Source organism: Nocardiopsis sp. SBT366 (assembly GCF_001083815.1).
Lineage (GTDB): Bacteria > Actinomycetota > Actinomycetes > Streptosporangiales > Streptosporangiaceae > Nocardiopsis > Nocardiopsis prasina.
Genome location: NZ_LAVM01000046.1, coordinates 1 through 23,649 on the forward strand (window position 1 = coordinate 1; position 23,649 = coordinate 23,649).

A 23,649-nucleotide genomic window follows, 5' to 3' on the forward strand; every position below is an offset into this window, starting at 1 on the left:
ACACCGACCGGGAGCGTCCGAGGGGGGAGGGGGAGGGCTCGAACCGGTATGACCTTACGCGATCACATCGTCGCGGAACAGGGGATCCCGGTGTGGTGAGTTCCCGAATTCACCGCATCCGTTCCCTTTTCTCACTCCGCCAGGGCCAGCGCCGCCTTGGCCGCGCCCTCCGCGCGCTCCCGGTCGGTGTCGACCAGGGCCAGCCTGCTGCGGCGTTCCAGCAGGTCCCCGACGTTCAGAGCTCCCTCGTGCCGCACGCCGAAGCGCAGCTCGGCGGAGGTGATGCCACGGGCGACGGGCGTCAGCGCCGCCGGATCCCCTCCGGCCTCGGCGACCACGTCGAGCGCCTCGGTCCCGTACCGGGCCACCAGGTGGCGCGGGGCGTCCAACGCGTCGAGCTCCTCGTGGGACGCGGCGCCCACGAGCGGGATCGCGCGGGTGCGGCAGGCGCTCGCGGGGAGACGGTGCGCCGCGACGAGCGCGTCCACGGTCTCCTCCGCCATCGCGCGGTAGGTGGTGAGCTTGCCGCCGACCACCGTCACCGTCCCGTTGGGCGCGACCGAGACCGAGTGCTCACGGGAGAGGTTGGCGCTGGTGTCGTCGCCCTGGAGCAGCGGCCGCAGCCCCGCGAAGGAACCGATGACGTCCGCCCTGGTCAACTTGGCCCTCAGGGCCCGGTTGAACTGGGTGAGCAGGAAGTCCACGTCCTCCTCGGGGACCTCGGGGACCCGGGCGGCGGGGCCGTCCACGGGCTCGTCGGTGAGCCCGGCGAAGACCCGGCCGTCGGGCTGGGGCAGCGCGAACACGAACCGGCTCACACTCCCCTCCAGCGGGACGGTGAGCGCGGCCGTCGGGTGGCCGAGGCTCAACCCGTCCAGGACCAGGTGGGTTCCCCTGCTGGGGCTGAGCCGGATACCGGGGTCGAGGGCGTCGGCGTGCACACCGGTCGCGTTCACCACCCCGCGCGCCCGGACCGGGATGATCCGGTCGGTGAGCTCGTCACGCAGGACCACCCCGTCCGCGCTCACGCTCTCGGCGGAGCAGCGGGTGATGATCCGGGCACCCTCGCGGGCGGCGGTTCGGGCGATGCCCACGACCAGGCGGGCGTCGTCGACCAGCTGGCCGTCGAAGGACAGGATGCCGCCGAGCAGCCCCTCGGTCCGCACCCCGGGCAGGAGGCGGGTGGTCTGGCGGGCGTTGAGGAGGCGGGGGGCGCGCAGCACCGAGGACGGGGTCCCGGAGAGCACGCGCAGGAGGTCGCCCAGACCCATACCCGCGCGGACGAACAGGGAGCGGGCCAGGCCGGAGTCTCGGAAGACGGGCACCACCATGGGCATGGGTCGGACCAGGTGGGGCGCGGTGACGCGCATGAGGACGTCGCGTTCGCGGGCGCTCTCATAGGCGATGCCGAACTGCCCCTTGGCGAGGTAGCGCAGCCCGCCGTGGACCAGTTTGGAGCTCCAGCGGCTGGTGCCGAACGCCAGGTCCTCGCGTTCGACGAGCACCGTGGACAGGCCGCGCGAGGCGGCGTCCAGGGCCACCCCCGCGCCGGTGACTCCCCCGCCGACCACCAGGACGTCCACCTCGGGACGTGCCTCCAGTTCGGCGAGGTCGGCGGCGCGCCGGGCGGCGTTCAGGGATGCGGACCGGGTCTGCTGCTGACGCATCGGGGCGTCCTTTCCGATGAGGTGGGCCGGAGCAGGGGCCGGGAACAGTGGGTCAGGGCCTCAGGTAGCCGTCCAGCATCGTGGACAGTTCGTCGACCAGGCCGTCGTGGTCGAGGACCTCGGCGAGGAGGCGGTGGGAGGTCACGGTGTTCTGCACGGTGACCATGAACAGGTGAGCGAGGACGGCGGGGTCTCCCCCGCGCACAGAGCCGTCGGCCTGCCCCTCGGCGACGGCCGGTTCGAGGAGTTCGAGCGCGGCCAGGTGGCTGCTGCCCAGCCGGTGGAAGGTGTAGGTGGCCAGGAGTTCGGGTTCGGTGTCCACGATGCGGGTGACCAGCGGGTGGGCGAGCATCGCGCGGGCGACCCTGGCGGCGTGCCGGACCAGTTGCGTGCGGATGCTCTCCGTGCCGTCCGATCTGTTGGTCCCGCCGGTGCCCACCTCCTCGGCGACGAGGATGCGCCGGAGCTCGCGGGTGAGCAGGTCCGCGACCAGGGCGGTCACGTCGGGCCAGCGCCGGTAGACGGTGGGGCGGCTGACGCCCGCGCGCCGGGCCACGTCGGTCAGGGTGGTGCGGCGGACGCCGAAGGCCTCGACGCAGGCGCGGGCCGCGTCGAGGATGTCGTCCTCTACGTTACGTTTTGACGCCATGTGTAAAACTGTAGAGCATGACCCACGATACGCGCACTGAACACGCCCCCGTCAGCCTCGCCGACACCGTCGGCACCGCTCCGGACATGAGCTGGTACGCCTGGGGCGACCCCGCCAAGGCGAAGGAGCTCGAACCCGGGCTGCGTGAACTGGTCTCCCAGGTGTTGCGCGCCAGGACCAGGGACATGCCCCCGGTGGCCCCGGAGGACGTGGAACTGCCCGCCTCCCGTCTGGACGGTCCGCTGACCGCGAGGTTCACCGAGGTCCTCGGGGCCGAGCACGTCATCGTGGACGACGCCGCCCGCCTGGTCCACTCGGGCGGCAAGAGCACCCCGGACCTGCTCGCCCGCCGCGCCGGGCGGGCCCCCGCCCCCGACGCCGTTCTCTATCCCGCCGACCACGACGAGGTGGAGCGGGTCCTGGCGCTCTGCTCGTCCGAGCGCGTCGCGGTGGTGCCCTTCGGCGGCGGCACCAGCGTGGTGGGCGGTGTCTCCCCCGTCGACGGCGGCTTCCGCGCGGTGGTCACCCTGGACCTGCGCCGTCTGAACCGCCTCGTCTCCCTGGACTCGACGTCCCTGACCGCCGTCCTCGGCGCGGGGGTGCGCACCCCGCACGCCGAGGCCATGCTGGCCGGGCACGGGCTCACCCTCGGGCACGTGCCGCAGAGCTACGAGTACGCGACCATCGGCGGATACGCGGCCACCCGCTCCAGCGGCCAGGCCTCCGCGGGCTACGGCCGGTTCGAGGACATGGTGGTGGGCCTGCGGGTGGCCACCCCGCGCGGCACCCTGGACGCGGGCGGTCCCCCGGCCTCCGCCGCCGGGCCCGACCTGCGCCGTCTGCTGGTGGGCTCGGAGGGCACGCTGGGCGTCATCACGGAGGTGGCCGTGCGCGTGCGCCCGAGGCCCGAACGGGTCCTGGACGAGGCCTGGTCCTTCCCCGACTACACCACCGGGGTGGAGGCACTGCGCACCCTGGCTCAGTCGGACACCCGGCCGACCATGGCCCGTCTGTCCGACGAGACCGAGACCTTCGTGAACGCCGCCCTCGGCGGGCGTGAGGCCGTGCCCGGCTGCCAGGCGGTGCTGGGGTTCGAGGGAACCGGGACCGAGGTCGGGGCTCGCTCGGCCGTGGTCCGACGGGTCATGGAGGCTGCGGGCGGCACCCCGCTCGGCCCGGACCCGGTGGCGCACTGGCGCGAGACCCGCTTCCACGCGCCGTACCTGCGCGACACCCTGCTGTCGGCGGGGGTCCTCGCCGAGACCCTGGAGACCGCCGCGTCCTGGAGTGACCTGCTGCCCCTGTACACGGCCGTGACGGAGGCGCTGACCGGCGCCCTCGACGACGAGGAGAGCGGGGCCGTGGTGCAGTGCCACGTCTCGCACACTTACGCCACCGGCGCCTCCCTGTACTTCACCGTGGCCACGGGGGCCGGCACGGACCCCGCCGCGCGCTGGGACCGTGCCAAGCGGGCGGCCTCGGACGCGATCGTGGCCAACGGCGGCACCATCACGCACCACCACGCCGTGGGCACCGACCACCGTCCGTGGATGGAGGCGGAACTCGGCCCGCTGGGCGGCGAGGTGCTGCGCGCGGTGAAGTCGGCGCTGGACCCGGAGGGCGTGCTCAACCCGGGCAAGCTCATCCCGGAGGCCTGAGCGCTCGGCGGAGGGAGAAGGGGCGCGGACCCGTCGGGGGTCCGCGCCGGTCCGGGCGCTCAGATGGCCGGTTCCGCCTCCCGGGAGACCTGCCGGTACAGCTGCTCGGAGAGCCGCTCCACGTAGTCGAGGGTCTCCGCCTCGTCGTAGTGGCCGTAGAGGTTGTGGCCGCCCCAGACACGAAGGTTGGCAGTGACGAAGTCGAAGTTGGCCAGGGCGGCCCGGTCGGCACTGCCCGAGTCCTCCAGGATCGCGACGGTCCCCGCGTCACCGACCCTGGTCTCGCGCCAGTCGAGCACGTCCCGGCCCAGTTCCTCGTCGAAGGTGCCGCCGTCCTCCCAGTTCAGGCGACGTTCCTGCACCAGCTCGACGACGAACTCGTTGAGTTCGCGGGCGGCTTGCGCGTCCTGCGGGTGGGGTTCGAACAACCAGACGGTGAGCCACAGTGGTTCGCGGTCGTCGCGGTCGCTCACCTGGCAGGACAGGAGGCCGAGCACCTCGGGGTCCCCTCCCCCGGTGTCTTCCCGCCTGCCCTGGAAGTCCCGGTACTGCCCGGTCGCCCTCGGGCTCCGGACGCCGGGGATCTCGTCGGTGATCTCGCGAGGCAGCACGGTCCCGCACCCCGGCAGGGAGGCGTAGGGTCCGTCGCCTCCGGAGAGGGACGCCACCACCACCCCCGTGGACACCAGGAGCAGGGCGACCGTCCCGATCCCGCCCAGGATCGGCCCCCACCTGCGACGGGGTCCCCCGCCCGGTCGGGGATGGCCTGGGCCGGTGGGCCGGGGCCCCGACGGCGGTGGACCGGGTGGGCCCGGCTGCCCCGGGAAGGGACCCTGACCGGGCTGACCCGGGAACGGCTGCTGACCAGGCTGGCCCGGGAACGGAGGCTGCCACGCCTGCCCCGGCTGCCCCGGGAAAGGATGCCGCCCCGGCTGGCCCGGGAAGGGATGCGGACCGGGCCGCCCCGGGAACGGCTGCTGCCCCGGCTGCCCGGGGAACGACTGCTGCCAGGGCGTCCCGGGGAAGGGGTCGGGCGAGCCGTGGGAGCCCGGTGCTCCGTGTGGACCGTGTGGGGGCGGGGGCTGTCCCATGGAGGTGCCTCGTGATCCGTGTCACTGGAAGACAGGTGTCTTCGGAAGGGGGATGCGTAACCCCCTCACTTCTACCCGGCACCGACCCCGCGCACCCGGTCACGGGCGCCGTCTGTCCGCTCCCGGCCATTCCGGAACGGCGCGCTCCGACCCCGCATCCGTCCCGTGCGGGGTCGGAGCCGACCGCCTACTTCTCGGCCGACCGCTTGAACTGGCGGGCGAGGTCACCGCTGACCGACTCGACGGAGTTGAACAGTTCCTGCACCTCACGAGCGTTCTCGGTGTCGCTGACCACGATCCCGCCCGCGATGTTGTCCGTGACGAACGCGCCCATGGCGAAGCCGTAGGTGTCGCCACCGCCCTCGGCGGTGGTGGCCACCGCGACGCCCTGGTCCCCGACCGACGTGTAGTTCCACAGAACCTGCCCCGTCGTGCCGTACCCGGGGTCCATGTCCGAGATCTCGCCGGGTTCGGCGGGCTCGTCCAGGAAGTCCTCGGTCACCTCCTCCTCGGTGAAGACCTCGTCCACCTCCTGGAGCGCCACCTGGTCCTCGGGGTCGAACAGCTCCGCGTAGACCTCGACGCTGACGCCGTTCGCCTCGCCCGAGCACGACAGCGTGCCGTACGACTCGCCGATGCCGTTGGACTCCGGGTCGAACTCACCGGACAGCGAGGGGACGGACCCCTCGAAGACGGGGCTCAGGACGTCGCTGTCGAAGGCGTCGGCGCAGTTGTTGGGCATGGACGTGTACACCGAGCTGGAGTTGACCGCGATCAGGACCCCGCCGAGGGCCGCGACGAGCACCACGGCGCCGACCGCCGCCCCGACGATCAGACCGGTCTTCTTCTTGGGAGCACCCTGCGGGCCGTGGCCGGGCGGGTACTGCCCGGGGGCGCCGTACGGGGGAAAGTGGCCGGGAGGACCCTGCGGAGGTTGCTGACCGAAACCTGCGGGCGGCCCCTGGGGCGGCTGCTGCCCGTATCCGGGCGGCGGGCCCTGCGGGGGGAACTGGCCAGGAGGACCCTGCGGCGGCTGGCCGTACCCGGGCGGCGGCCCCTGCGGCGGCTGCTGGCCGTACCCGGGCGGCGGGCCCTGAGGAGGCTGCTGGCCGGGGTAGGGGCCCTGCGGGCCGTTCGGGGGCGGGGGCTGTCCCATGGGGCTACCTCGTGGTCTGATCTGTAGAAATCGGGCCCTTCAAGTTCTACCGGACACCGGACGTGAAGAATCTCCCCGCGTCCTCTTCCGGTCACCTTCCGTCGTCGGGATCACACCCCGACGAGGGCGTCCGCGTCCTCGCGCACCCACAATGGGACACGTGAAAGGAACACTCCGTATCCACCTGGGCTCGGCCCCCGGGGTCGGGAGCACACACCACGCGCTGGCCGAGGCCAGACGCCGGGCCGAACGCGGGACCGACGTCGTGGTCGGCGCGGTCCACACCCACCGCCGCGCCAAGACCTCGGCTCTGCTGGAGGGCCTGGAGACCGTCCCTCCGCTGCCCACCGGTTCGGTGGACACCGCCTCGGTGATCACCCGCGCGCCCCGGCTGGTCCTGGTGGACGACCTCGCCCGGCCCAACGGACCCGGGTCCCCCAACCCCACCCGCTGGCAGGACGTGGAGGAACTCCTGTCCGCCGGGATCGACGTCCTGTCCACCGTGGGCGTCCACCACCTGGACTCGCTGTACGACGTCGTCCACCAGATCACCGGGGTCCGGCCCGAGTACACCGTCCCGGACCGGGTGGTGCGCGCCGCGGCCGAGATCGAGCTCGTCGACGCCACCCCGCAGGAGCTGCGCCGCCGGATGGCCCACGGCGACCTGCACCCCGCCGAGCGGGTGGACGCCGCGCTGGCCGACTACTACCGCGAGGGGAACCTCGCGGCCCTGCGCGAACTCGCCCTGCTCTGGACCGCCGACCGGGTCGAGGAGGGGCTCAGCCACTACCTGGGCGAGCACGAGATCCGCGACACCTGGGAGGCCCGTGAACGGGTCGTGGTGGCCCTGACCGGCGGGCCCGAGGGCGAGACCCTCATCCGCCGCGCCGCCCGGGTGGCGGCCCGCTCGCGCGGCGGGCGCCCCCAGCCGAGCCATCTGCTGGCGGTACACGTGGTGCCGCCGAGCGGGATCGGTGAACGCCCCACCGGGGAGCTGCTGCGGCAGCGGCACCTGCTGGCGGAGCTGGGCGGCACCTACCACCAGGTGGTCGGCGCCGACGTGCCCTCGGCGCTGCTGGAGTTCGCGCGCGGCGCCCACGCCACGCAGATCGTCCTCGGTTCCTCGCGCAGGCGGCCCTGGCAGTACGTCTTCGGCCCCGGCGTGGGCACGGTGGTGGCCCGGGAGTCCGGCGACATCGACGTGCACATCGTCACGCACGAGGAGGTGGGCCGGGGGCGCTGGCCGCTGCCCCCTCCGGGGCGCGGCCTGAACGAGCACCGGCGGCTGTGGGGGTGGACGCTGTCCCTGATGGCGCCGCCGTTCGTCACGCTGGTGCTGGCGCTGCCGGTGTTCTCCGAGGTCGGTCCGGCCGCGGACCCGCTGTTCCTGTTGCTGATCACCGTGGCCACGGCGGCCGTGGGCGGTCTGCGCCCGGCTCTTGCCTCCGCGCTGTGGAGCGCCGTCCTGCTCACTGTGCTGCTCTCACCCCTGCACGGCCGACCATCGGTGTCCCTGGACAACTTCCTGTCGATGACGGCGTTCATCCTGGTGGGCGGGTTGGTGGCCACCATGGTGGAGATGGCCGCCCGGCGGTCGTCGCAGGCCCTGCGAGCCCGCGCCGAGGCGGACGCGGTCGCCCTGCTGGCGGCGAGCGTGCTGTCCGGGAACGAACCGCTCCAGGCGCTGCTGCGGCGGATCAGGGAGACCTTCGGGCAGCGCTCGGCGACCCTGTTGGAACGCCTGGACGACGGCCGCTGGTACCCCGTGCACAGTGTGGGCGCACCGGCGTGCGAGGCCCCCGACGAGGCGGACGCCCTGGTGTCGGTCTCCGACTCCGTGGCCCTGGCGTTGCGCGGACGGGTGCTGCCCGCCGCCGACCGCGGGGTGATGGAGGCCTTCGCCACGCACGTGGGGATCGCCCTGGAGCACCAGCGGCTGGCCTGGGACGCCGCCGAGGCGCGCGGCCAGGTCGCGGGCAACCGCATCCGCACGGCGCTGCTGGCCGCGGTCTCGCACGACCTGCGCACACCGCTCACCTCCATCAAGGCGAGCGTGTCCAGCCTGCGCGCCACGGACATCCAGCTCTCGGAGGAGGACCGCGCGGAACTGCTGGAGACCGTCGAGGAGTCGGCGGACCGGCTGGACCGGCTCATCGGGAACCTGTTGGACATGAGCCGGGTGCAGACCGACAGCGTGCGGCCGCAACTGCGGGCGGTGGCGTTGGAGGAGGTGCTCCCGGCGACGCTGCTGGGGGTACCGGGCGACGCGGTGGTGGTGGACGTCCCGGACGGTCTGCCCCGGGTGCGCGTGGACGCGGGGCTGCTGGACCGGGCCGTGGCCAACGTGGTCACCAACGCGGTGCGCTACAACCCCGATCCGCGCACCCCTGTGCTGATCGCGGCCAGCGCGCACGGCGACAGCGTCCAGCTGCGGGTGGTGGACCGCGGGCCGGGCGTCTCCGACGAGGCCAAACAGCGGATGTTCGAGGCCTTCCAGCGATTGGGCGACGCACCCCAGGGAACCGGTGTGGGGCTCGGCCTGGCGGTGGCGCGTGGTTTCGTTGAGGCGATGCACGGCACCCTGGCCCCCGAGGACACCCCGGGTGGCGGGCTGACCATGGTGTTCACCCTGCGTGCGGTGGACGAGGCAGACAAATGAGGAGCGGCATGCGGGTCCTGGTCGTCGACGACGACGTGCAGATCATCCGGGCGATGCGGATCAACCTGAGGGCGCGCGGCTACGACGTGGACACCGCCCCGGACGGCGAGAGCGCGCTGCGCCTGGCCTCGGAGCGCCACCCCCACGTGGTGCTCCTGGACCTCGGGCTGCCGGACATGGAGGGGGTGGAGGTGATCCAGCGGCTGCGCGGGTGGTCGCAGGTGCCGATCATCGTGCTCTCGGCCCGGCACTCCGCCGGGGAGAAGGTGCGCTGTCTGGACCTGGGCGCGGACGACTACGTGACCAAGCCGTTCGGGATGGACGAACTGCTGGCCCGGATGCGGGCCGCCGAGCGCCGCGCGGTCCAGGCGGAGGAGGCCCCGGTGGTGCACACCGACTCCTTCGACGTGGACCTGGGCGCCAAGCGCGTGACCCGGGGCGGCGAGGAGGTGCGCCTCACCCCCACGGAGTGGCACATCCTGGAGCTGCTGGCCCGCAACGCCGGTCAGCTGGTCAGCCAGCGCCAGCTCCTGCACGACGTGTGGGGGCCCAACTACCAGAACGAGACCAACTACCTGCGGGTCTACCTGGCCCAGCTGCGCCGCAAGCTCGAACCCGACCCCTCACACCCGCGCCACCTCATCACCGAGGCCGGGCGCGGCTACCGCTTCGAGAGGGAGGGCTGAGCATCACTGGGTGACCGCTCCGCACAGGTCCATCATCAGGTCGAACTCCACCGAGTCGGTCTGCCCTCGGTTGGCCTTGGCCACCGCGAAGCACGGGGCGAAGGCGCGCACCCACTCCATCATCCGGTCGGGGTCCACGGACATCGTCCGGGAGAGCACGTCCACGCGGCGTTCCACCTCGGCGACGTCTGCGGCCCTCCACACCGCCCAGTCGACCGCGTCGGCGGCGCCGTCGCCCAGGCAGGCGCGGGGGTCGAGGACCACCAGTCCGCGTGCGCCGCCGTCGATGACGTTGCCGGGGTGGAGGTCGCCGTGGAGCGGGACGACGTCGACGTCACCGTGGGCCAGGTCGCGGGCCTTGGCCGCGCCGCGGTGCATCGCGGCGGCCGGGACGGTGTCCGCCGCGGCGCCCTCCTCCCGCTCGCGGCCCCACATCTCGAACACGAACTGCACCCGGGCGCTGAGCGGGCGCAGTTCCATGCGTTCGGCCTGGCTGACCTCAACCGAGTGGAGTTCGGCGATGAGGCCGCCGATGGTCTCCATGGACGGGACCACACCGCTGGCCGCCACGGTGTCGCCCTCGACCCGTTCCATCAGGAAGGCGCCTCTGTCGGGGTCCACACCCCACACGTCGGGCACGCGCCGGGAGGGCGCCCACATGCGGAGGAGGTCGGCCTCGGATACGGAGAGCCAGCTGTCCGGGGAGAGCTTGAGGACCCCCTCGCCACCGTCCGCTCTGCGCACGTAGAGGACGACGGAGGTGCGCCCGTGCGGGGCGGGGCCCTCGACGGTCAGCCGCCACTCGGAGGCCAGCTTCTCGACGATCGCGGGCAGTTCCGCCAGCCACTCGGTGACGTGTCCCCCGAAGCGCCTCTCCAGACGGCGACGCTGCTGGGCGTCGACGAACTGCGCTGTGCCGTCGTTCATACATCCACCTTCGGTTCGCTCACGCCGATGCCCGCCGTGGAGGGACCGCGCACCGGGTTGACGTTCGGGTACCTCGGGGCCGTGGCCGCGCCGTCGCCGCGCCGCGAGGGCGTCGAGGCGACGGCGGGGACCGCGTCGCGGGTGCGGGGAGTTCCCGCCCGTGAGGCACATACCCATCCTCGCGGCGGTGGTAACGGCGTCGTGGCTGTTCGTGGCGGTGCCGTCGAAAGGGGCACCGGCCCCGGCAGGTCAGGCCAGGCGCCTCTTGGCCGCCCGGTGCTGGGCGAGGAGCGTGTCCACGACCAGTTCGGAGGGCCACAGCGGCGCGGTGATCGCGGTGGTGTCCAGGCGGCGGAGGAGGTCGAAGTCGGGTCCGTCGACCAGCCTCCAGGCCGCCACCGCGACCTGGTCGCGGCCGTCGCGGCGCAGCCGTTCGACGGCGTCGATGACGGAGGGAGCCCAGGTGCGCAGGTACCCGACCTGGACCGGGGAGGACAGGCGTCGGCTCAGCATCCGGGCCACGTCCATGACCACCTGACGTTCCTCGGTTCCGGTCGTGCCGTCGGCCGCCAGGACCACGCCGTCGTCGGGCCTGCGACCGGAGTCCGCGAGCCGTGCGGCGAGGTCGGCGACGATGGACGGGACCGCTCCCAGGGGCGGGGTGTGGCAGGAGTCCTCCATGCGGCCGAGGTCCAGACGGGTGAGCAGGTGGGCGCTGGCGACGTCGCCCCCGGCGACGAAGGCGGGCACCACCACCTTGGGGCCACGGACGGCGTGGACCGCCGCCCTGACCTCGTCGGGGCTGCCGAAGGCCGCTGATACGGGCGCCTCGCCGCGTGCGGCCACCGCCTCGGCCAACCCGCACAGGGCCTCGCGTCGGTGGGCGTCTCGGGAGTCGTCGGCTACGAGAACCATCGTGGGGACCATGATCGGCTCCTTGGGATCGCTGAGGCGTCTGCCATGGTCCACCGAGCGTAGGCACGTGGGATTTCTGGAAAGCACCCCAGTGTTACGCGGAGGAAAACAGCAGACAATGGCTGTGGTGGTTATCACCTGGGGAAGTCTTGGTGAATCATAACAATCCACCACGAACGTCGGCGTGTCCACTTCCACTGGGAGTGGCGTGCGTCTCTGACCGAAGACGGGGGAACTCCCGTGAATCTCGGGGATTTTCGCGGTGACACCGATGACCTCGTGGAACACGCGAATATCCTGACAAGTGAAGGCCGCGCCACGCCCGTGGGTACCGGGTCCCGATTCTTTGCTACCTCCGGGACACGCCCCCCGAAGAATTCTCCCGACCTCTCCAGAGAAATCCCCTGCGAATAAGCGACCGTGGCGAATGCACGGGCCGTATGCACGTGCCACGGAATGCGCACGTTCCCGAACACGCGGAGGATGGGGGCCCGGCCTGACGGAGACGCGCCCGCGACGCCCTGCGCTGCCACACCGGGACACCTGTTGTCAAGGGTGCGCACTCCCCCTCTACGGCAGAACCACACACCACCTGACGTGGGGAGACAGGGTGCGAGTCCGGCGTGATCACTTGCGATACCCCCGCACCGGCAGCACACTGGGAACCAAATGGGCAGGGACCTCGGGTCCCACCAACGTCCCGCTGTCCCACCCGGCACGAGTCGGAGGGGACTCCCCACAGCGCGACGGGGCCGCCCACCCCGCCACACGGACAACACCACCGAAGACCACCGAACCGTCCCAGACTGGAGTTGAGCATGGCCGTCCACCCTCGGGTGCAGACGCTGACCCAGGCTTTCCTCGCCAACGCCGACCAGGAGGCCCCTGGCCTGGTCCAGGGCCTCTACCTGACCGGTTCGGTCGCACTCGGCGACTTCCGCCCACACACCAGCGACGTCGACTTCGTCATCGTGACCGGCCGCCGCGCCGAGCCGGAGGACCTGGACGCCCTGCGCCGCGCGCACGCGCGCACGCGCGGCGAGGTCCCCCGCCCCCAGTTCAACGGCATCCACGTCACCTGGGACGAGCTCAACCGCGACCCCTCGGCCTGCGGTCCGGTCCCCTCCGTCACGAACGGCCGCTTCCGTGACCGCGCCGCCGTCGACGTCAATCCGGTGACCTGGCACGTCCTCGCCGACCGGGGGGTCACCGTACGCGGCCCGCACCCCTCCGAACTCGACGTGTGGGACGAGCCCGAGAGCCTGCGCACCTGGTCCCTCGGCTCCCTCGACGAGCACTGGAGCCGCTGGCGGGAGAAGGCCGGACGCCTGGTCACCCCGCGCGGCCTGGCCGTCCTCGGGTCGCTGGCCCCCTCCTGGAGCGTGCTGAGCGTCAGCCGCCTGCACTTCACCCTCAGGACCGGCGAGATCACCTCCAAGTCCGGCGCGGGCCTGTACGCCCTGCACGCCTTCCCCGAACGCTGGCAGCGCATCGTCAACGAGTGCCTGCGCGTCCGGCGCGGCGCCCAGGCTCCCTCCCTGTACGAGAACGCCCTGGCCCGCCGCCGTGCCGCCCTCGACTACATCGAGATGGTCCTGGACGAGTCCCTGCGTCCGGGTCTGGCCACCTGACCTCGCCGGTCGGCCCACCGAACCGGGCAACTAATCTGGGGGCATGACCATGCGCCCCATCGTCCGCTTCGGCGACCCCGTCCTCGTGACCCGGACCACACCCGTGACCACCTTCGACCAGCGCACGGAGAAGCTGGTCCGAGACCTCCTCGACACCGTCGACGCCCCCGGGCGCGCGGGGGTGGCCGCCACCCAGATCGGGGTCGGCTCCCGCGTGTTCAGCTACGACGTCGAGGGCCGCACCGGATACGTGATCAACCCCGAGATCGTCGAGCTCTCCGAGGAGCTCCAGGACTGCGACGAGGGCTGCCTGTCGATCCCCCGCCTCTGGTACCAGAGCCGCCGCGCCCAGCGGGCCGTGGTCCGGGGCGTCGACCTGCGCAACGAGCAGGTCACCGTCGAGGGAACCGGTCTGATGGCGCAGTGCCTCCAGCACGAGACCGACCACCTGGACGGCATGCTCTACATCGACCGGCTGGACGCCGAGACCCGCAAGCGGGCCCTGCGCGACATCCGCCGCTCTGACTGGTTCCTGCCCTCGGAGAAGCCCGCACCCTCGACCTCCGTCCGTCTGCCCAGCGCGTTCGGCGGCTGACACCCACCCGGTACCGGACGTTCGGGGTGGTCACCCGCTCCGGGTATCTTCTGGACAGACCCCCGCTCAACCCCCACAGCAACGCGAGTCAACTCACTGTGCACGTATCACCGAGACCTCGTATGGTCCGCTGAGCAACTCCCCTCCCGTGACGGCGTAGCCGTCCCCCCGGCGCAGCGGATGCTCTCGGATCATCCACGGAGCAGAAATGACATCCACTCCTCGTAACGCCTCTCGTCGCGGCCGGTTCACGGCGTCAGTCGCCGCCATGACCGCACTCGTCCTCGTCGGCCTGCCCGGTGCGGCCCACGCCGACCCGGACGACGACGTCGACATCGACGAGCTGAACCAGCGGGCCGAGGAGCTGGAGGAGACCTACGACGGCGAGCTGCTCCAGTACACCGAGATCAAGGACCGGGTGGAGACCGCCGAGGCGGACCTGGAGGAGCTCGACGAGCGCTTGGAGAAGTCCCGCGGCGGGGTGTCGGCGATCGCCGCCGCCCAGTACAAGGGCGACGGTTTCGACCCGACCCTGCAGATCGTGTTCTCCAGCCAGCCCGAGGACATGTTCGCGGACGCCGCGACCGTCGACTACCTGGGCCAGAGCCAGGCCGAGCAGATCGCCGAGCTCATCTCGCTCCGCGACGAGCAGGCCGAGCTCACCGGCCAGCTCCAGGACGAGATGTCGGAGGCCTCAGAGCTGATCGACGAGCTGGAGGAGCAGCGCGAGGAGGTCACCAAGCGCATCGAGGAGTACGAGGCCGAGCAGGTCCCCGAGGCGCCGGAGAACCCGGGCAACGGGTCGATCCCCGACAGCGCGCGCGGCGGCGGCTGGGACCAGACCACGCCCCGCATGGCGGCCATCCGCGACGAGGTCATCATGCAGTTCGGCGCGCCCTACCCGGTGGGCTGCTGGCGCCCGAGCAACGACGACCACGGCACCGGTACCGCCTGCGACTTCATGATGAGCGCGAACGGCGCCCCGCCCTCAGCCGAGAACAAGGCCCTCGGCCAGCAGATCTCGGACTACGGCATCGCCAACGCCGACCGTCTGGGCATCAAGTACATCATCTGGGAACAGCAGATCTGGCAGTCGACGTCACGCCAGTGGACCTGGATGAACGACCGGGGCGACCTGACCCAGAACCACTACGACCACGTGCACATCAGCTCGTACTGATCCTGCGGCGCGGCGCCCGGGCCCGTGCGAGCGGCAGGACCGCGACCAGGGCCACGGCGACCACCGCGAACGCGGGGCCGTACCCCGTGAGCTGGATGAGCAGGCCGAGGCCGACCGCCCCGACCCCGGTGCCCGCGTCGAACCCGATGTTCCAGGCCGCGCTGGCGCGGCCGTAGCCGGTCGGCCCCGCGCGGCCCAGCATCACCGTGACGGTCTCGTTCTGGACGGCGCCGAACCCGAGGCCGAACAGCGCCGAGCCGCCAAGCACCAGCAGGGAAACGCCCAGGCCGGGCGTCCCGTCCCCGTTGGCCCACAGCCCGGCGGTGAGCAGGCCCGCGCCCGCAGCCGCCGCCAGCGTTCCCGGCATCAGCAGCACGGTGCGCCGGTGGCGGTCGTACAGGACACCGGCGGTCCACCTCCCCGCGACGACGCCGAGCGCGTAGGCGGCCAGCAGCGAGCCGACCAGCCAGGCCGCGCGTTCGAGCGGGATCGCCAGGAAGGTGACCACGCCGCTGGCGGCCGAGGACACCGCCAGCATGATCACCAGCGGCGCCGCGAGGGCCACGATCAGCGTCAGTCCGCGCGGGGAGGCCGGGGCCTCGTCCGTGCCGACTTCGTCGTGTCCCGCTCCGCGCAGCGCCGCCCGGTTGCGGCCACCGTCGGCGAACCAGATGCCGGAGGCGAGCACCGCCGCAACCACGCCGCAGATCCCGGTGAGCCAGAAGGCGGTGTCGAACCCGAGGCTGAGCGCCAGCGCCACCCCTCCGGGCAGGATCACGATCTGCGGCAGGCCGACAGCCAGGCCGTAGAAACCGGTGGCCCTGCCGACCTGTTCCCTGACCACCAGCCGGGCGGCCAGAGCCGTTCCGGCCACGGTCACCATCCCGAAGCCGACGCCCCGCACCGCCGAGATCGCCACCAGCGGGCCGAGGTCCGTGGTGAGGGCGAACAGCGGCATGGGCAGGCCCATGATGAGGGAGCCCACCGGGAAGGCCCACCGGTACCCGCCCGCGTGGTCCAGGAGCCACGGCATGGCCAGCTGGGTGAGGACGGTCGTGAGCATGAAGGCAGCGGTGGTGCCGCCCGCGCCGAACTCGCCCGCGCCGCCCCGGCTGGCCCAGAGCGGCACGAGGGGGAGGACGGCGGCGAACCCGCACAGGCTGACGGCGGTGGCCATGATCAGGAGGCCGAAGCCCCGCCCCCGGAGCCCGGGAAGGTCGTCGCCGTTGGGGGCGGGGGCACCGCTCGCGGCCGAGGGGGAACCAGATCGGATCATCCGTCCTTTCTAACCGAGCCGTGGCGCACTGTCGACACGGCTCGTCCCACCCCTCCGGTCCCCTAGCCCGGCTGTTGCGGCTGGGGCAGCCGCTCCCCCAGCCAGACGCGCAGGCGGTCCACGAGCTGGGGGGTGACCGCCCGTTCCGCGTGGCCCATCCCCGGGATGATCCAGAGGTCCTTGGGCTCGTGCGCCGCGTCGTGGATGGCGGTGGCGTGCGAGACGGGGAAGTAGCTGTCGGTGTCGCCGTGCACGACCAGGAGCGGGACCGGCGCGACCTCCCCGGCGACCTCCCGCGGTTCGGCAGGAGTGGGGTTCCAGCGCTGGTCGGTGACGCGGACCTTGCGGAAGCGCCGCAGGAAGGCGCGGCCGAAGCTGCGGCCCACCCCGAAGGTGAGCAGGCGCATGGAGCGGGACCCCCGGTAGTACCAGCGGCTGGGGGCGCTCACGGACACCACGGCGCTGACCCCACCGAAGATGGCGGCGTGCCGGATGGCGACGGCTGCGCCCATGGAGAAACCCAGGGTGGCGATGCGGGTGTAGCCGAGGGCGCGCAGACGGCCCACGACCGCTTCGAGGTCGTGGATCTCCGCGTTGCCCACGGTGCTGCGTCCGCCGGACCCGTGGTGGCCACGGAAGTCGAAGGTCATCACGTCGCCGACGGACAGCAGGCCCTCGGCGACGGCGCGTGTGTGGGGGCTCCGGTAGGTCCCGGTGAAGCCGTTGGCCAGGACCACCACGGTCGTTCGGGGCGCGGCGGCGCGCAGCAGCACGGCGTCGATGCCCACCCCGTCCGAGGTGGTCAACCAGAAACGGTTCTCCTGGGGCTGGGCGATGGAGTGGTCAATGGCGTCGGACACCACTCCATCGTGCACGATCAGTCCCGGTACGGGGAGTGCGGCCCCGGTGTGTCGCCCCCGGCCCCGTGGCCCGGGGGGTGGCCCGTGAACCCCTGGGGCGGCGGTGGCTGATGTGGCGGTGCCTGGTGTGACGGTCCCGGCGGGAACGGCCTCTGCTGGGGCTGACCCGGGCCGGGAGGGTAGCCCGGCGGTGGCCCCTGCGGGTGCCCCATGGGGGGCGGCCCCTGGGGCTGCGGCCCCTGCGGGTGCCCCTGACCGTACCCGGGAGGCGGTCCCTGCGGGCGCGGCGGCTGCGGCGGGTACGGGTGGGGGTTCGCGTGCGGCGGCACCGAACCGTAGGGGGGTGTACCCGCGTGCTGCCCACCGGTCACCGGCGGCCCCTGGTCCGGAGGTCCCTGGGGCGGGAGGCCGCGCGGCGGCGCCTGGGCGTCGGCGGGCTCCCGGCCCACCGGCTCCGCCTCCTGGTCGACCGCCTCGAACTCGCCCGTGCGGCCGTACTCGTCGTCCGCGTAGTCGTCGGCGTCCTCGTACTCGTCGTCGTAGTAGTCGTCGAGGCGCAGGGCCTCCTCGGCGGCCTCCCGCTCCGAGGCCGGGGGGAAGACCACCGAGCGCAGGTTCAGCGCGACGTGCACCACCACCGGGACGACCAGGCTGCCGGTGCCCAGGTACAGCACGGTGAACAGGGTGCCGGAGAAGCCCGCGCTGAGCAGTCCCCACCAGCCCTGGTAGGCGTGGGCCAGCGAGAAGAGCACGACGGACAGCACCGCCGCGATCCACAGCGGGACGTCCATGCTGGCGACCAGGGTGATGAACAGGCCCCGGTAGAGGAGTTCACCGAACACGCCGCCGGTGACCGCCATCCCGGCGGCCAGCGCCCTCTCGCGACCGGTGCGCGGCAGCAGCAGGTACTGCCTGTGGCCCGGTTGCGGCAGGGTCATGGGCTTGGGGGCGCTCCGGCGTCCCCGGTGCGCCTTGCGGCCCCGGCGCCCGCCCTCGGCCTCGGCTCCGCGCCGGGAGCGCCGGGACGGGATCGGCAGGCGGTCCCGGGTGGGCAGGCCGTTGACCAGCACCCAGAAGGCGGCCAGCGCGATGGTGCCGCCGATCGCGGCGCCCACGATGGGCCCGAAGGCGTCCGGGGTACGCAGACCCAGGTCCACCAGGTTCAGGTTGGGCGACAGCAGCAGCACCACGAGGACCAGCAGGCCCCACAGCACGTGGATCGCCATCGTCACCGCGTACAGCAGCCCGAGGGCGCGCTCGTCGCCGTTCTCACGGCGTGACAGCCACGCGAACGCGCGCCGTCCGAGCAGGGGTTCGCCGAACGCCGCGAAGAACAGCAGCAGGACCGTCAGAAGGGTCCCGGCGAGACTGAATTGAGGGAGACTCTCCGACCATGGCACGGGCACAGCCTAGAAGAACGACCCGGGTCATAGAGCCACACAAGCGCCCATGACGGAAGTCGACCGGCGTACCCCTTGTGGTCGGAGCCGTGAAGAGCGACGGTGGAGGGTGTCGCAGGTCACTCAAGCGGTGGTCCTGTTCGACCACCGCCCGGACCCGGAAGGGCTGGGTAGACGAGGATGGTTGATCGAGCCGAAGCCGTACCCGGGGCCGACAGGCCCCAGGACATCCGCAACGTCGCGCTGGTGGGACCCGCCGGCGCGGGCAAGACGAGTCTGGTCGAGGCGCTGCTCCTCGCCGCCGGGGAGATCAGGCGCCCCGGCAACGTGGAGGAGGGCACTACCGTCAGCGACCACGACGAGGTCGAGGTCCGCCAGAGGAGGTCGGTGCACCTGACCGTCAACCCGGTCATGGTGGGCGACGTCAAGGTCAACCTGCTGGACACCCCCGGTTACGCCGACTTCGTCGGCGCGATGCGCGCCGGGCTGCGCGGCGCCGACGCCGCCCTGTTCGTGATCTCGGCCATGGACGGCGTCGACGGGCGCACCCGCATGCTGTGGGAGGAGTGCGCCGCCGTGGGCATGCCGCGCGCGGTGGCGGTCACCAAGATCGACCATCCGCGCGCCGACTTCGACGCGGTGGTGGCGCGCTGCCAGGAGGCGTTCGGCCCCGGCGTGCACCCGGCGTACGTGCCCGCCATGCGGGGTTCCGGGGATCAGCGCACCCTGGTGGGGCTCTGGGGGCTGGTCTCGAAGCGCTACCACGACTACTCGGAGAGAGGCGGTCCGGGCTCCGCGCCCGTCCCGGGCGCGACCCCCGACTGGCTGCGTGCACAGGCGGGCCCGCTTCGGGAGACCCTCATCGAGGAGGTCATCACCGAGAGCGAGGACGAGGCGCTCATGGAGCGCTACATGGAGGGCGGGGAACTCGACCCGGACCTGCTCATCGCGGACCTCAAGGAGGCGGTGGCGGCGGGCGGTTTCCACCCCGTGCTGGCTCTCAGCCCGACCCACGGCGTGGGCGTACGGGAGCTCCTGCGCGAACTCCCGCTCTCCTGCCCCGAACCGACCCGGCGCCCGTTCCCGTCGGTCGCCCGGCCGGACGGCCGACCGGTGGAGGGGTTGTCGTGTGACCCCGACGGTCCGCTGGTGGCCGAGGTACTGAGCACCACCAGCGACCCCTACGTGGGCCGGGTCAGCCTCGTCCGGGTGTTCTCCGGGACACTGCGGCCCGACACCGAGGCGCACCTGCACGGCCACGGCGTACACACCGGACCGCACGACCCGGTGGAGCTGGACCGCTCCGGGGACGACGAGCGGCTGGGGTCGCTCTCGGTCCCGCTCGGCGCGAGGGCGCGGACGGTGGGCGAGGTGATCGCCGGTGACCTGTGCCTGGTGTCGAAGCTGCCCGAGGCCCGGACCGGAGACACGGTCTCCTCGCCCGAGATGCCGCTCCGGGTGTCGCCCTGGCACTTCCCCGAACCCACCATGCCGGTGGCGATCCACTCGGCCTCCGCCTCCGACGAGGACAAGCTGTCCCAGTCGCTGGCCCGCCTCCTGGCCGAGGATCCCTCGCTCCGGGTGCGGGTGAACCCGGAGACCCACCAGCTGGTCCTGTGGTGCCTGGGCGAGGCCCATCTGGACGCCTCCCTGGACCGGCTCGAACACCGCTACGGCGTCCGCGTGGAGACCGAGGACGTCCTGATCCCACTACGGGAGACCTTCACCGTCCCCGTCCAGGGAACGGGCCGCAACGTCAAGCAGAGCGGCGGGCACGGCGAGTTCGGGGTTTGTCGGATCAGGGTGGAACCGCTGGAGCCCGGCGCGGGGCTGGAGTTCGTGGACCGGATCGTGGGCGGCGTGGTCCCCCGTCAGTACGTGCCCTCGGTGGAGAAGGGCGTCCGCGCGCAGATGGCCGAGGGCGTGGGCGACGGGCACCCGTTGGTGGACCTGCGCGTGACGCTCTACGACGGCAAGGCGCACTCGGTGGACTCCTCCGACGCGGCCTTCCAGAAGGCCGGGAGGCTCGCGCTGAGGGACGCCGCCGCGTCATCGAAGCTGGCGGTCCTGGAACCGGTGGACGCGGTGACGGTGGAGGTCGACGACACCCATCTGGGCGCCGTCCTGAGCGACCTGTCCGCCAGGCGCGGTCGCGTGGTGGGGACCGAGGCCGCACCCGGCGGCCGGGTGGTGGTCCGGGCGGAGGTGCCCGAGCAGGAGATCGTTCGTTACGCGGTGGAGCTGCGTTCGGTCTCGCACGGCACCGGGCTGTTCACCCGCGACTACCTGCGCCACGAGCCGCTGCCCGCCCAACTGAGCCACCGTCTGGGACACCAGTAGGCGCGACGCGAACCGGGCACCTCAACCGGAAAGGCGAGCCAGCCCACCCCAGCCACCGGGGATTCCGTAACAGGACGTCCCAGCCACACGCAGAGGGCCAACTCGGCACCTCAGCCACAGGCGTGAGCCCAGCCCGTACGCCCCGGCCGCAAGGGGGTGCTTGGTTCGGCGCCGGAGATCGCGAGGAACGAGCCATCGCACCGAAGACGCCGAAGGTCCTCTGCAAAGGCGCCGAACACGAAGCGGAAAACCCAGGAAGAACACAGCTACAACACCCGCCCCGGCGTGGACCGGTCGGCCAACGCGGCGAAGCGGAACGTGTTCACCGGGTGGCTGGACAGGAGGTTGACCAGCATCACGAAGAAGCCGGTGTCCGTGTGGGCGCGCGCGGCGATGTCGTCGAAGTCCACGGCCGGGTACAGGTACTTGCCCGCGGCCAGGACGCGGATGCCCGGTACGCCCTCCGGGCAGAACTCGTAGGCGTGGTTGTCGGCGGTGTACTCCTGCGCTCGGCCCAGGGTGCTGCCCACCCCCGGGATCACCTGGGCGATGGAGACCGCGAACTGGCGCCAGAACGAGGTGTGCCCGGCAGCGATGTGGCCCACCTCGTGGCCGATCACGAACCGCAGCGCGTCGGGGTCTCCGAGGCGGTGCCCGACCTCGAACAGGTCGCTGTGGACGGCCACGTAGCGGCGGAAACCGTGCCCGGAGGCGAACGCGTTGATGACGCCGTTGCCCAGCACGATGTAGGCCTCCGGCACCTGGCTCATCCCGAAGGAGCGGGCGGCGTCGGCGACCATCCGGTACGCCTCCGGGAACTGCGCCTCGGTGATGCGTACGCCGTTGACTCTCTGTCGGGCGTAGAGCTGACCGCGCACGAAGAACACCAGCAGGGGGATGCTCAGGAGCAGCAGGGGTTCGTTGGGGTCGCCGGACAGCGCCCGGCTGACCGCCCCCACGACGGCGAGGACCGTGACGGCGACGCATCCCACCAGGAGGGGTGTCTCCCGGTGGTGGCGCAGGGAGCGGCGGACGCGGGGGTCACCCCATCGCCAGAGGCTGGCCCCCACGTGCGGTCAGAGCCGGTACTGGGCGTCGGGCAGGTCGTCGTCCGGGCCGGGGGGCGGTGGCGCGGAGTGGGCGCTGCCCCTCGGCGGCGGTCCCCCGAAGGCCGGTCCGGCGGGCGGGCCGGGCGGCGGCGCGGGGGCCTCGTCCTCGTCCATGATCGCGGCCATGTCGGTGGACAGGGTCGACTCCTCGGCCTTCTCGCTGTGCCACTCGTCGCGGATCTCCTGGTCCTGACGGCCCATCACCGACTGCATGTCGGTGTCGTGGGTGGACTTGCCGGGTTCCTCCGCCCAGGCGGAGGAGGCGGCCAGGAAGGCGCTGTCGTAGGCGTCGTTGGCCTCGTCCGAGAAGCTCGGCTCGGCCGGGCGCGGGCCGGTGAGGGGGTCGGAGAAGGAGTTCCCGGGCCCCTCCGAGGGGGTCGCGGTCCGCGCCGAGTAGCCGCCGGTGTCGGTGTTGCCGCGCGGGTCCGCCGTGTCGGTGGGCGCCGGGCCCGGGAAGGCCGAACCCACGGGGGCCGCGGAGGGCGCCGGCGCCAGGGCGGCGGGGTTGGGGTTGTCGCTGCCCACGTAGGACAGCGCGGCGATGGTGAGCGCGGCGAGCCCGGCCCGCAGAGTCGGTTCGCGGTCGGGCGAGAAGAACGGCGAGTGGTTGCTCGGGACGTTGCCCATCTTCTCGTAGGGCGTGTCACCGGGGGCCCTGTCCCACACGTCGTGCGGCGTGGCGCCGACGAACCAGAACACGTACGGGATGGGCTGCGGGTCCTCGGGCAGTCCGAAGCGGCAGAAGTCCTCGGTGGCCGGGGAGGGGTCCGGCAGGTGGATGACGTAGTCTCCGCCGAAGTAGGCGTGGTGGGCCGCTGCGACGTCGGCGGTGCTGGCCGGGTCGTTGTGGGTGACCCCGCTGCTCTGGAAGCGCTCGACCTCGGGCTCGCGGCTGGCGCCCGAGGCGGCCGCCTCGGCGCGCACGATGCGCTCGATGGCCTGCTCCAGCTGGTCCGAGACGTTCTCGTTGAGCGCCCGGGTGCTGATCTCCAGGTAGGCCTCGTCAGGGATGATGTTGGCCTTGGTGCCCGCCTGGATCCTGCCGACGGTGAGCACCGCCATCTCGCTGGGGCTGATCTCTCGGGAGACCACGCCCTGGAGGCGGGTGACGATGTTGGCGGCGATGAGGACCGGGTCCACGGTGGTGTGCGGCTGGGAGGCGTGTCCGCCCTCACCGAAGATCCGCACCCGGTAGGCGCTGGCCGCGCCGAGGATGATCCCGGCCCGGTGGGAGATGAGCCCGGCGGGCTGCGAGCCCAGGTGCTGGCCGAGGATGACGTCGGGGCGGCCGAAGCGGTCGTAGAGGCCGTCGTCGATCATCCCCTGGGCGCCGTCGAGGCTCTCCTCACCGGGCTGCGCCACGATCATGATGGTCCCGGCCCACTCCTCGCGGGTCTCCGAGAGCAGGTCGGCGACGCCGATCAGGCAGGCGGTGTGTGCGTCGTGGCCACAGGCGTGCATGACGGGCACCTCGGCGCCGTCGGGACCCTCGGCCCTGGCCGTGCTGGCGTAGGGCAGACCGGTCTTCTCCTCCAGGGGGAGGGCGTCCATGTCCGCGCGCAGCATCACCGTGGGGCCGGGGCCGTTGCGGAGGATGCCGACCACGCCGGTGCCGCCGACGCCCCGGTGGACCTCGTAGCCGGTTCGGTTCAGCCATTCCGCGACGACGCTGGCGGTGCGCTGTTCGGAGTGGGAGAGCTCCGGGTTCTTGTGCAGGTCGACGTAGACCCCCTCGACGAGAGGGAAGAGCTCGTCGAGGAGTCGCATGACCACGCTTCCGTGCTGGGCTGCACGGTTGGGGTCCACCGCGTGCGGCACGGTTTCCACCGCCTTCTTCGTTCTCGACTGGC

Annotated in this window: 17 protein-coding genes and 1 pseudogene; 7 read left to right on the plus strand and 11 right to left on the minus strand. The window is 72.4% G+C overall.

The window, feature by feature from the left end; translation table 11 throughout:
* Window positions 1-131: 131 nt before the first annotated feature.
* Both ADX84_RS15380 and ADX84_RS15385 read right to left on the minus strand, forming a co-directional pair.
* Window positions 132-1,667: a glycerol-3-phosphate dehydrogenase/oxidase gene (locus ADX84_RS15380; protein WP_049574370.1), complete on the minus strand. Its 1,536-nt coding sequence runs from the start codon at window positions 1,665-1,667 to the stop codon at window positions 132-134.
* Window positions 1,668-1,719: 52 nt separating this feature from the next.
* The gene (locus ADX84_RS15385) at window positions 1,720-2,316 is read right to left on the minus strand and encodes a TetR/AcrR family transcriptional regulator (RefSeq protein ID WP_049574374.1); all 597 of its coding nucleotides are present in this window, start codon (window positions 2,314-2,316) and stop codon (window positions 1,720-1,722) included.
* Window positions 2,317-2,333: 17 nt separating this feature from the next.
* Between ADX84_RS15385 and ADX84_RS15390 the strand changes: the two genes are divergently transcribed.
* Window positions 2,334-3,974 carry an FAD-binding oxidoreductase gene (locus tag ADX84_RS15390; RefSeq protein WP_049574377.1) on the plus strand — a complete coding sequence of 547 codons (1,641 nt, stop codon included), beginning with the start codon at window positions 2,334-2,336 and terminating at the stop codon, window positions 3,972-3,974.
* 59 nt (window positions 3,975-4,033) lie between these two features.
* Here ADX84_RS15390 and ADX84_RS26055 read toward each other — a convergent pair whose 3' ends face one another.
* Window positions 4,034-4,660 (minus strand): hypothetical protein, encoded by a 627-nt coding sequence (locus tag ADX84_RS26055; RefSeq protein WP_156208100.1) that lies wholly within the window; start codon window positions 4,658-4,660, stop codon window positions 4,034-4,036.
* 592 nt (window positions 4,661-5,252) lie between these two features.
* Window positions 5,253-6,221, minus strand: coding sequence for a hypothetical protein (locus tag ADX84_RS15400; RefSeq protein WP_234003989.1), 969 nt, complete (start codon window positions 6,219-6,221; stop codon window positions 5,253-5,255).
* Between the two features lie 151 nt (window positions 6,222-6,372).
* On the opposite strand from ADX84_RS15400, the pseudogene ADX84_RS15405 reads away from it, so the two are divergent.
* Together ADX84_RS15405 and ADX84_RS15410 are read left to right on the plus strand one after the other, a co-directional pair.
* Window positions 6,373-8,905 (plus strand): annotated as a pseudogene (locus ADX84_RS15405) (ATP-binding protein); the annotation flags it as partial.
* Entirely contained in the window at window positions 8,889-9,566 is a 678-nt protein-coding gene (locus ADX84_RS15410) for a response regulator (RefSeq protein ID WP_049574387.1), read from the plus strand. The pseudogene ADX84_RS15405 and the gene ADX84_RS15410, both read left to right, overlap by 17 nt.
* Window positions 9,567-9,569: 3 nt before the next feature.
* Here ADX84_RS15410 and ADX84_RS15415 read toward each other — a convergent pair whose 3' ends face one another.
* On the minus strand, window positions 9,570-10,493 hold the full coding sequence (locus tag ADX84_RS15415; RefSeq protein ID WP_049574390.1) for an aminoglycoside phosphotransferase family protein: 924 nt from the start codon (window positions 10,491-10,493) through the stop codon (window positions 9,570-9,572).
* A gap of 249 nt (window positions 10,494-10,742) precedes the next feature.
* Window positions 10,743-11,420, minus strand: a complete 678-nt coding sequence (locus ADX84_RS15420) for a sirohydrochlorin chelatase (RefSeq protein WP_049574394.1) — start codon at window positions 11,418-11,420, stop codon at window positions 10,743-10,745.
* Between the two features lie 806 nt (window positions 11,421-12,226).
* On the opposite strand from ADX84_RS15420, the gene ADX84_RS15425 reads away from it, so the two are divergent.
* From ADX84_RS15425 to ADX84_RS15435, 3 genes are all read left to right on the plus strand, one after another.
* Window positions 12,227-13,039 (plus strand): nucleotidyltransferase domain-containing protein, encoded by an 813-nt coding sequence (locus tag ADX84_RS15425; protein WP_049574397.1) that lies wholly within the window; start codon window positions 12,227-12,229, stop codon window positions 13,037-13,039.
* 43 nt (window positions 13,040-13,082) lie between these two features.
* A complete protein-coding gene (def, locus tag ADX84_RS15430; RefSeq protein ID WP_049574401.1) occupies window positions 13,083-13,634 on the plus strand; it encodes a peptide deformylase in 552 nt (183 codons plus the stop codon).
* Between the two features lie 208 nt (window positions 13,635-13,842).
* Window positions 13,843-14,814 carry a hypothetical protein gene (locus ADX84_RS15435; protein ID WP_049574405.1) on the plus strand — a complete coding sequence of 324 codons (972 nt, stop codon included), beginning with the start codon at window positions 13,843-13,845 and terminating at the stop codon, window positions 14,812-14,814.
* On the opposite strand, the gene ADX84_RS15440 is transcribed toward ADX84_RS15435, so the two are convergent.
* The 3 genes from ADX84_RS15440 to ADX84_RS25550 form a co-directional block, all read right to left on the minus strand.
* On the minus strand, window positions 14,801-16,090 hold the full coding sequence (locus ADX84_RS15440) for an MFS transporter (protein WP_199776604.1): 1,290 nt from the start codon (window positions 16,088-16,090) through the stop codon (window positions 14,801-14,803). The genes ADX84_RS15435 and ADX84_RS15440 overlap by 14 nt on opposite strands.
* A 62-nt stretch (window positions 16,091-16,152) precedes the next feature.
* Window positions 16,153-16,950, minus strand: coding sequence for an alpha/beta hydrolase (locus ADX84_RS15445; protein ID WP_049574407.1), 798 nt, complete (start codon window positions 16,948-16,950; stop codon window positions 16,153-16,155).
* 17 nt (window positions 16,951-16,967) lie between these two features.
* The gene (locus ADX84_RS25550; protein WP_156208101.1) at window positions 16,968-18,350 is read right to left on the minus strand and encodes a CPBP family intramembrane glutamic endopeptidase; all 1,383 of its coding nucleotides are present in this window, start codon (window positions 18,348-18,350) and stop codon (window positions 16,968-16,970) included.
* 180 nt (window positions 18,351-18,530) lie between these two features.
* Here ADX84_RS25550 and ADX84_RS15455 point away from each other — a divergent pair, with 180 nt between their 5' ends.
* Window positions 18,531-20,690 (plus strand): elongation factor G-like protein EF-G2, encoded by a 2,160-nt coding sequence (locus tag ADX84_RS15455; RefSeq protein WP_049574412.1) that lies wholly within the window; start codon window positions 18,531-18,533, stop codon window positions 20,688-20,690.
* Window positions 20,691-20,956: 266 nt separating this feature from the next.
* Here the strand turns inward: ADX84_RS15455 and ADX84_RS15460 are convergent, their stop codons facing one another.
* Together ADX84_RS15460 and ADX84_RS15465 are read right to left on the minus strand one after the other, a co-directional pair.
* A complete protein-coding gene (locus tag ADX84_RS15460) occupies window positions 20,957-21,682 on the minus strand; it encodes a M48 family metallopeptidase (protein WP_234003993.1) in 726 nt (241 codons plus the stop codon).
* A gap of 84 nt (window positions 21,683-21,766) precedes the next feature.
* Window positions 21,767-23,626 carry an amidohydrolase gene (locus ADX84_RS15465; RefSeq protein WP_049574419.1) on the minus strand — a complete coding sequence of 620 codons (1,860 nt, stop codon included), beginning with the start codon at window positions 23,624-23,626 and terminating at the stop codon, window positions 21,767-21,769.
* Window positions 23,627-23,649 lie beyond the last annotated feature (23 nt).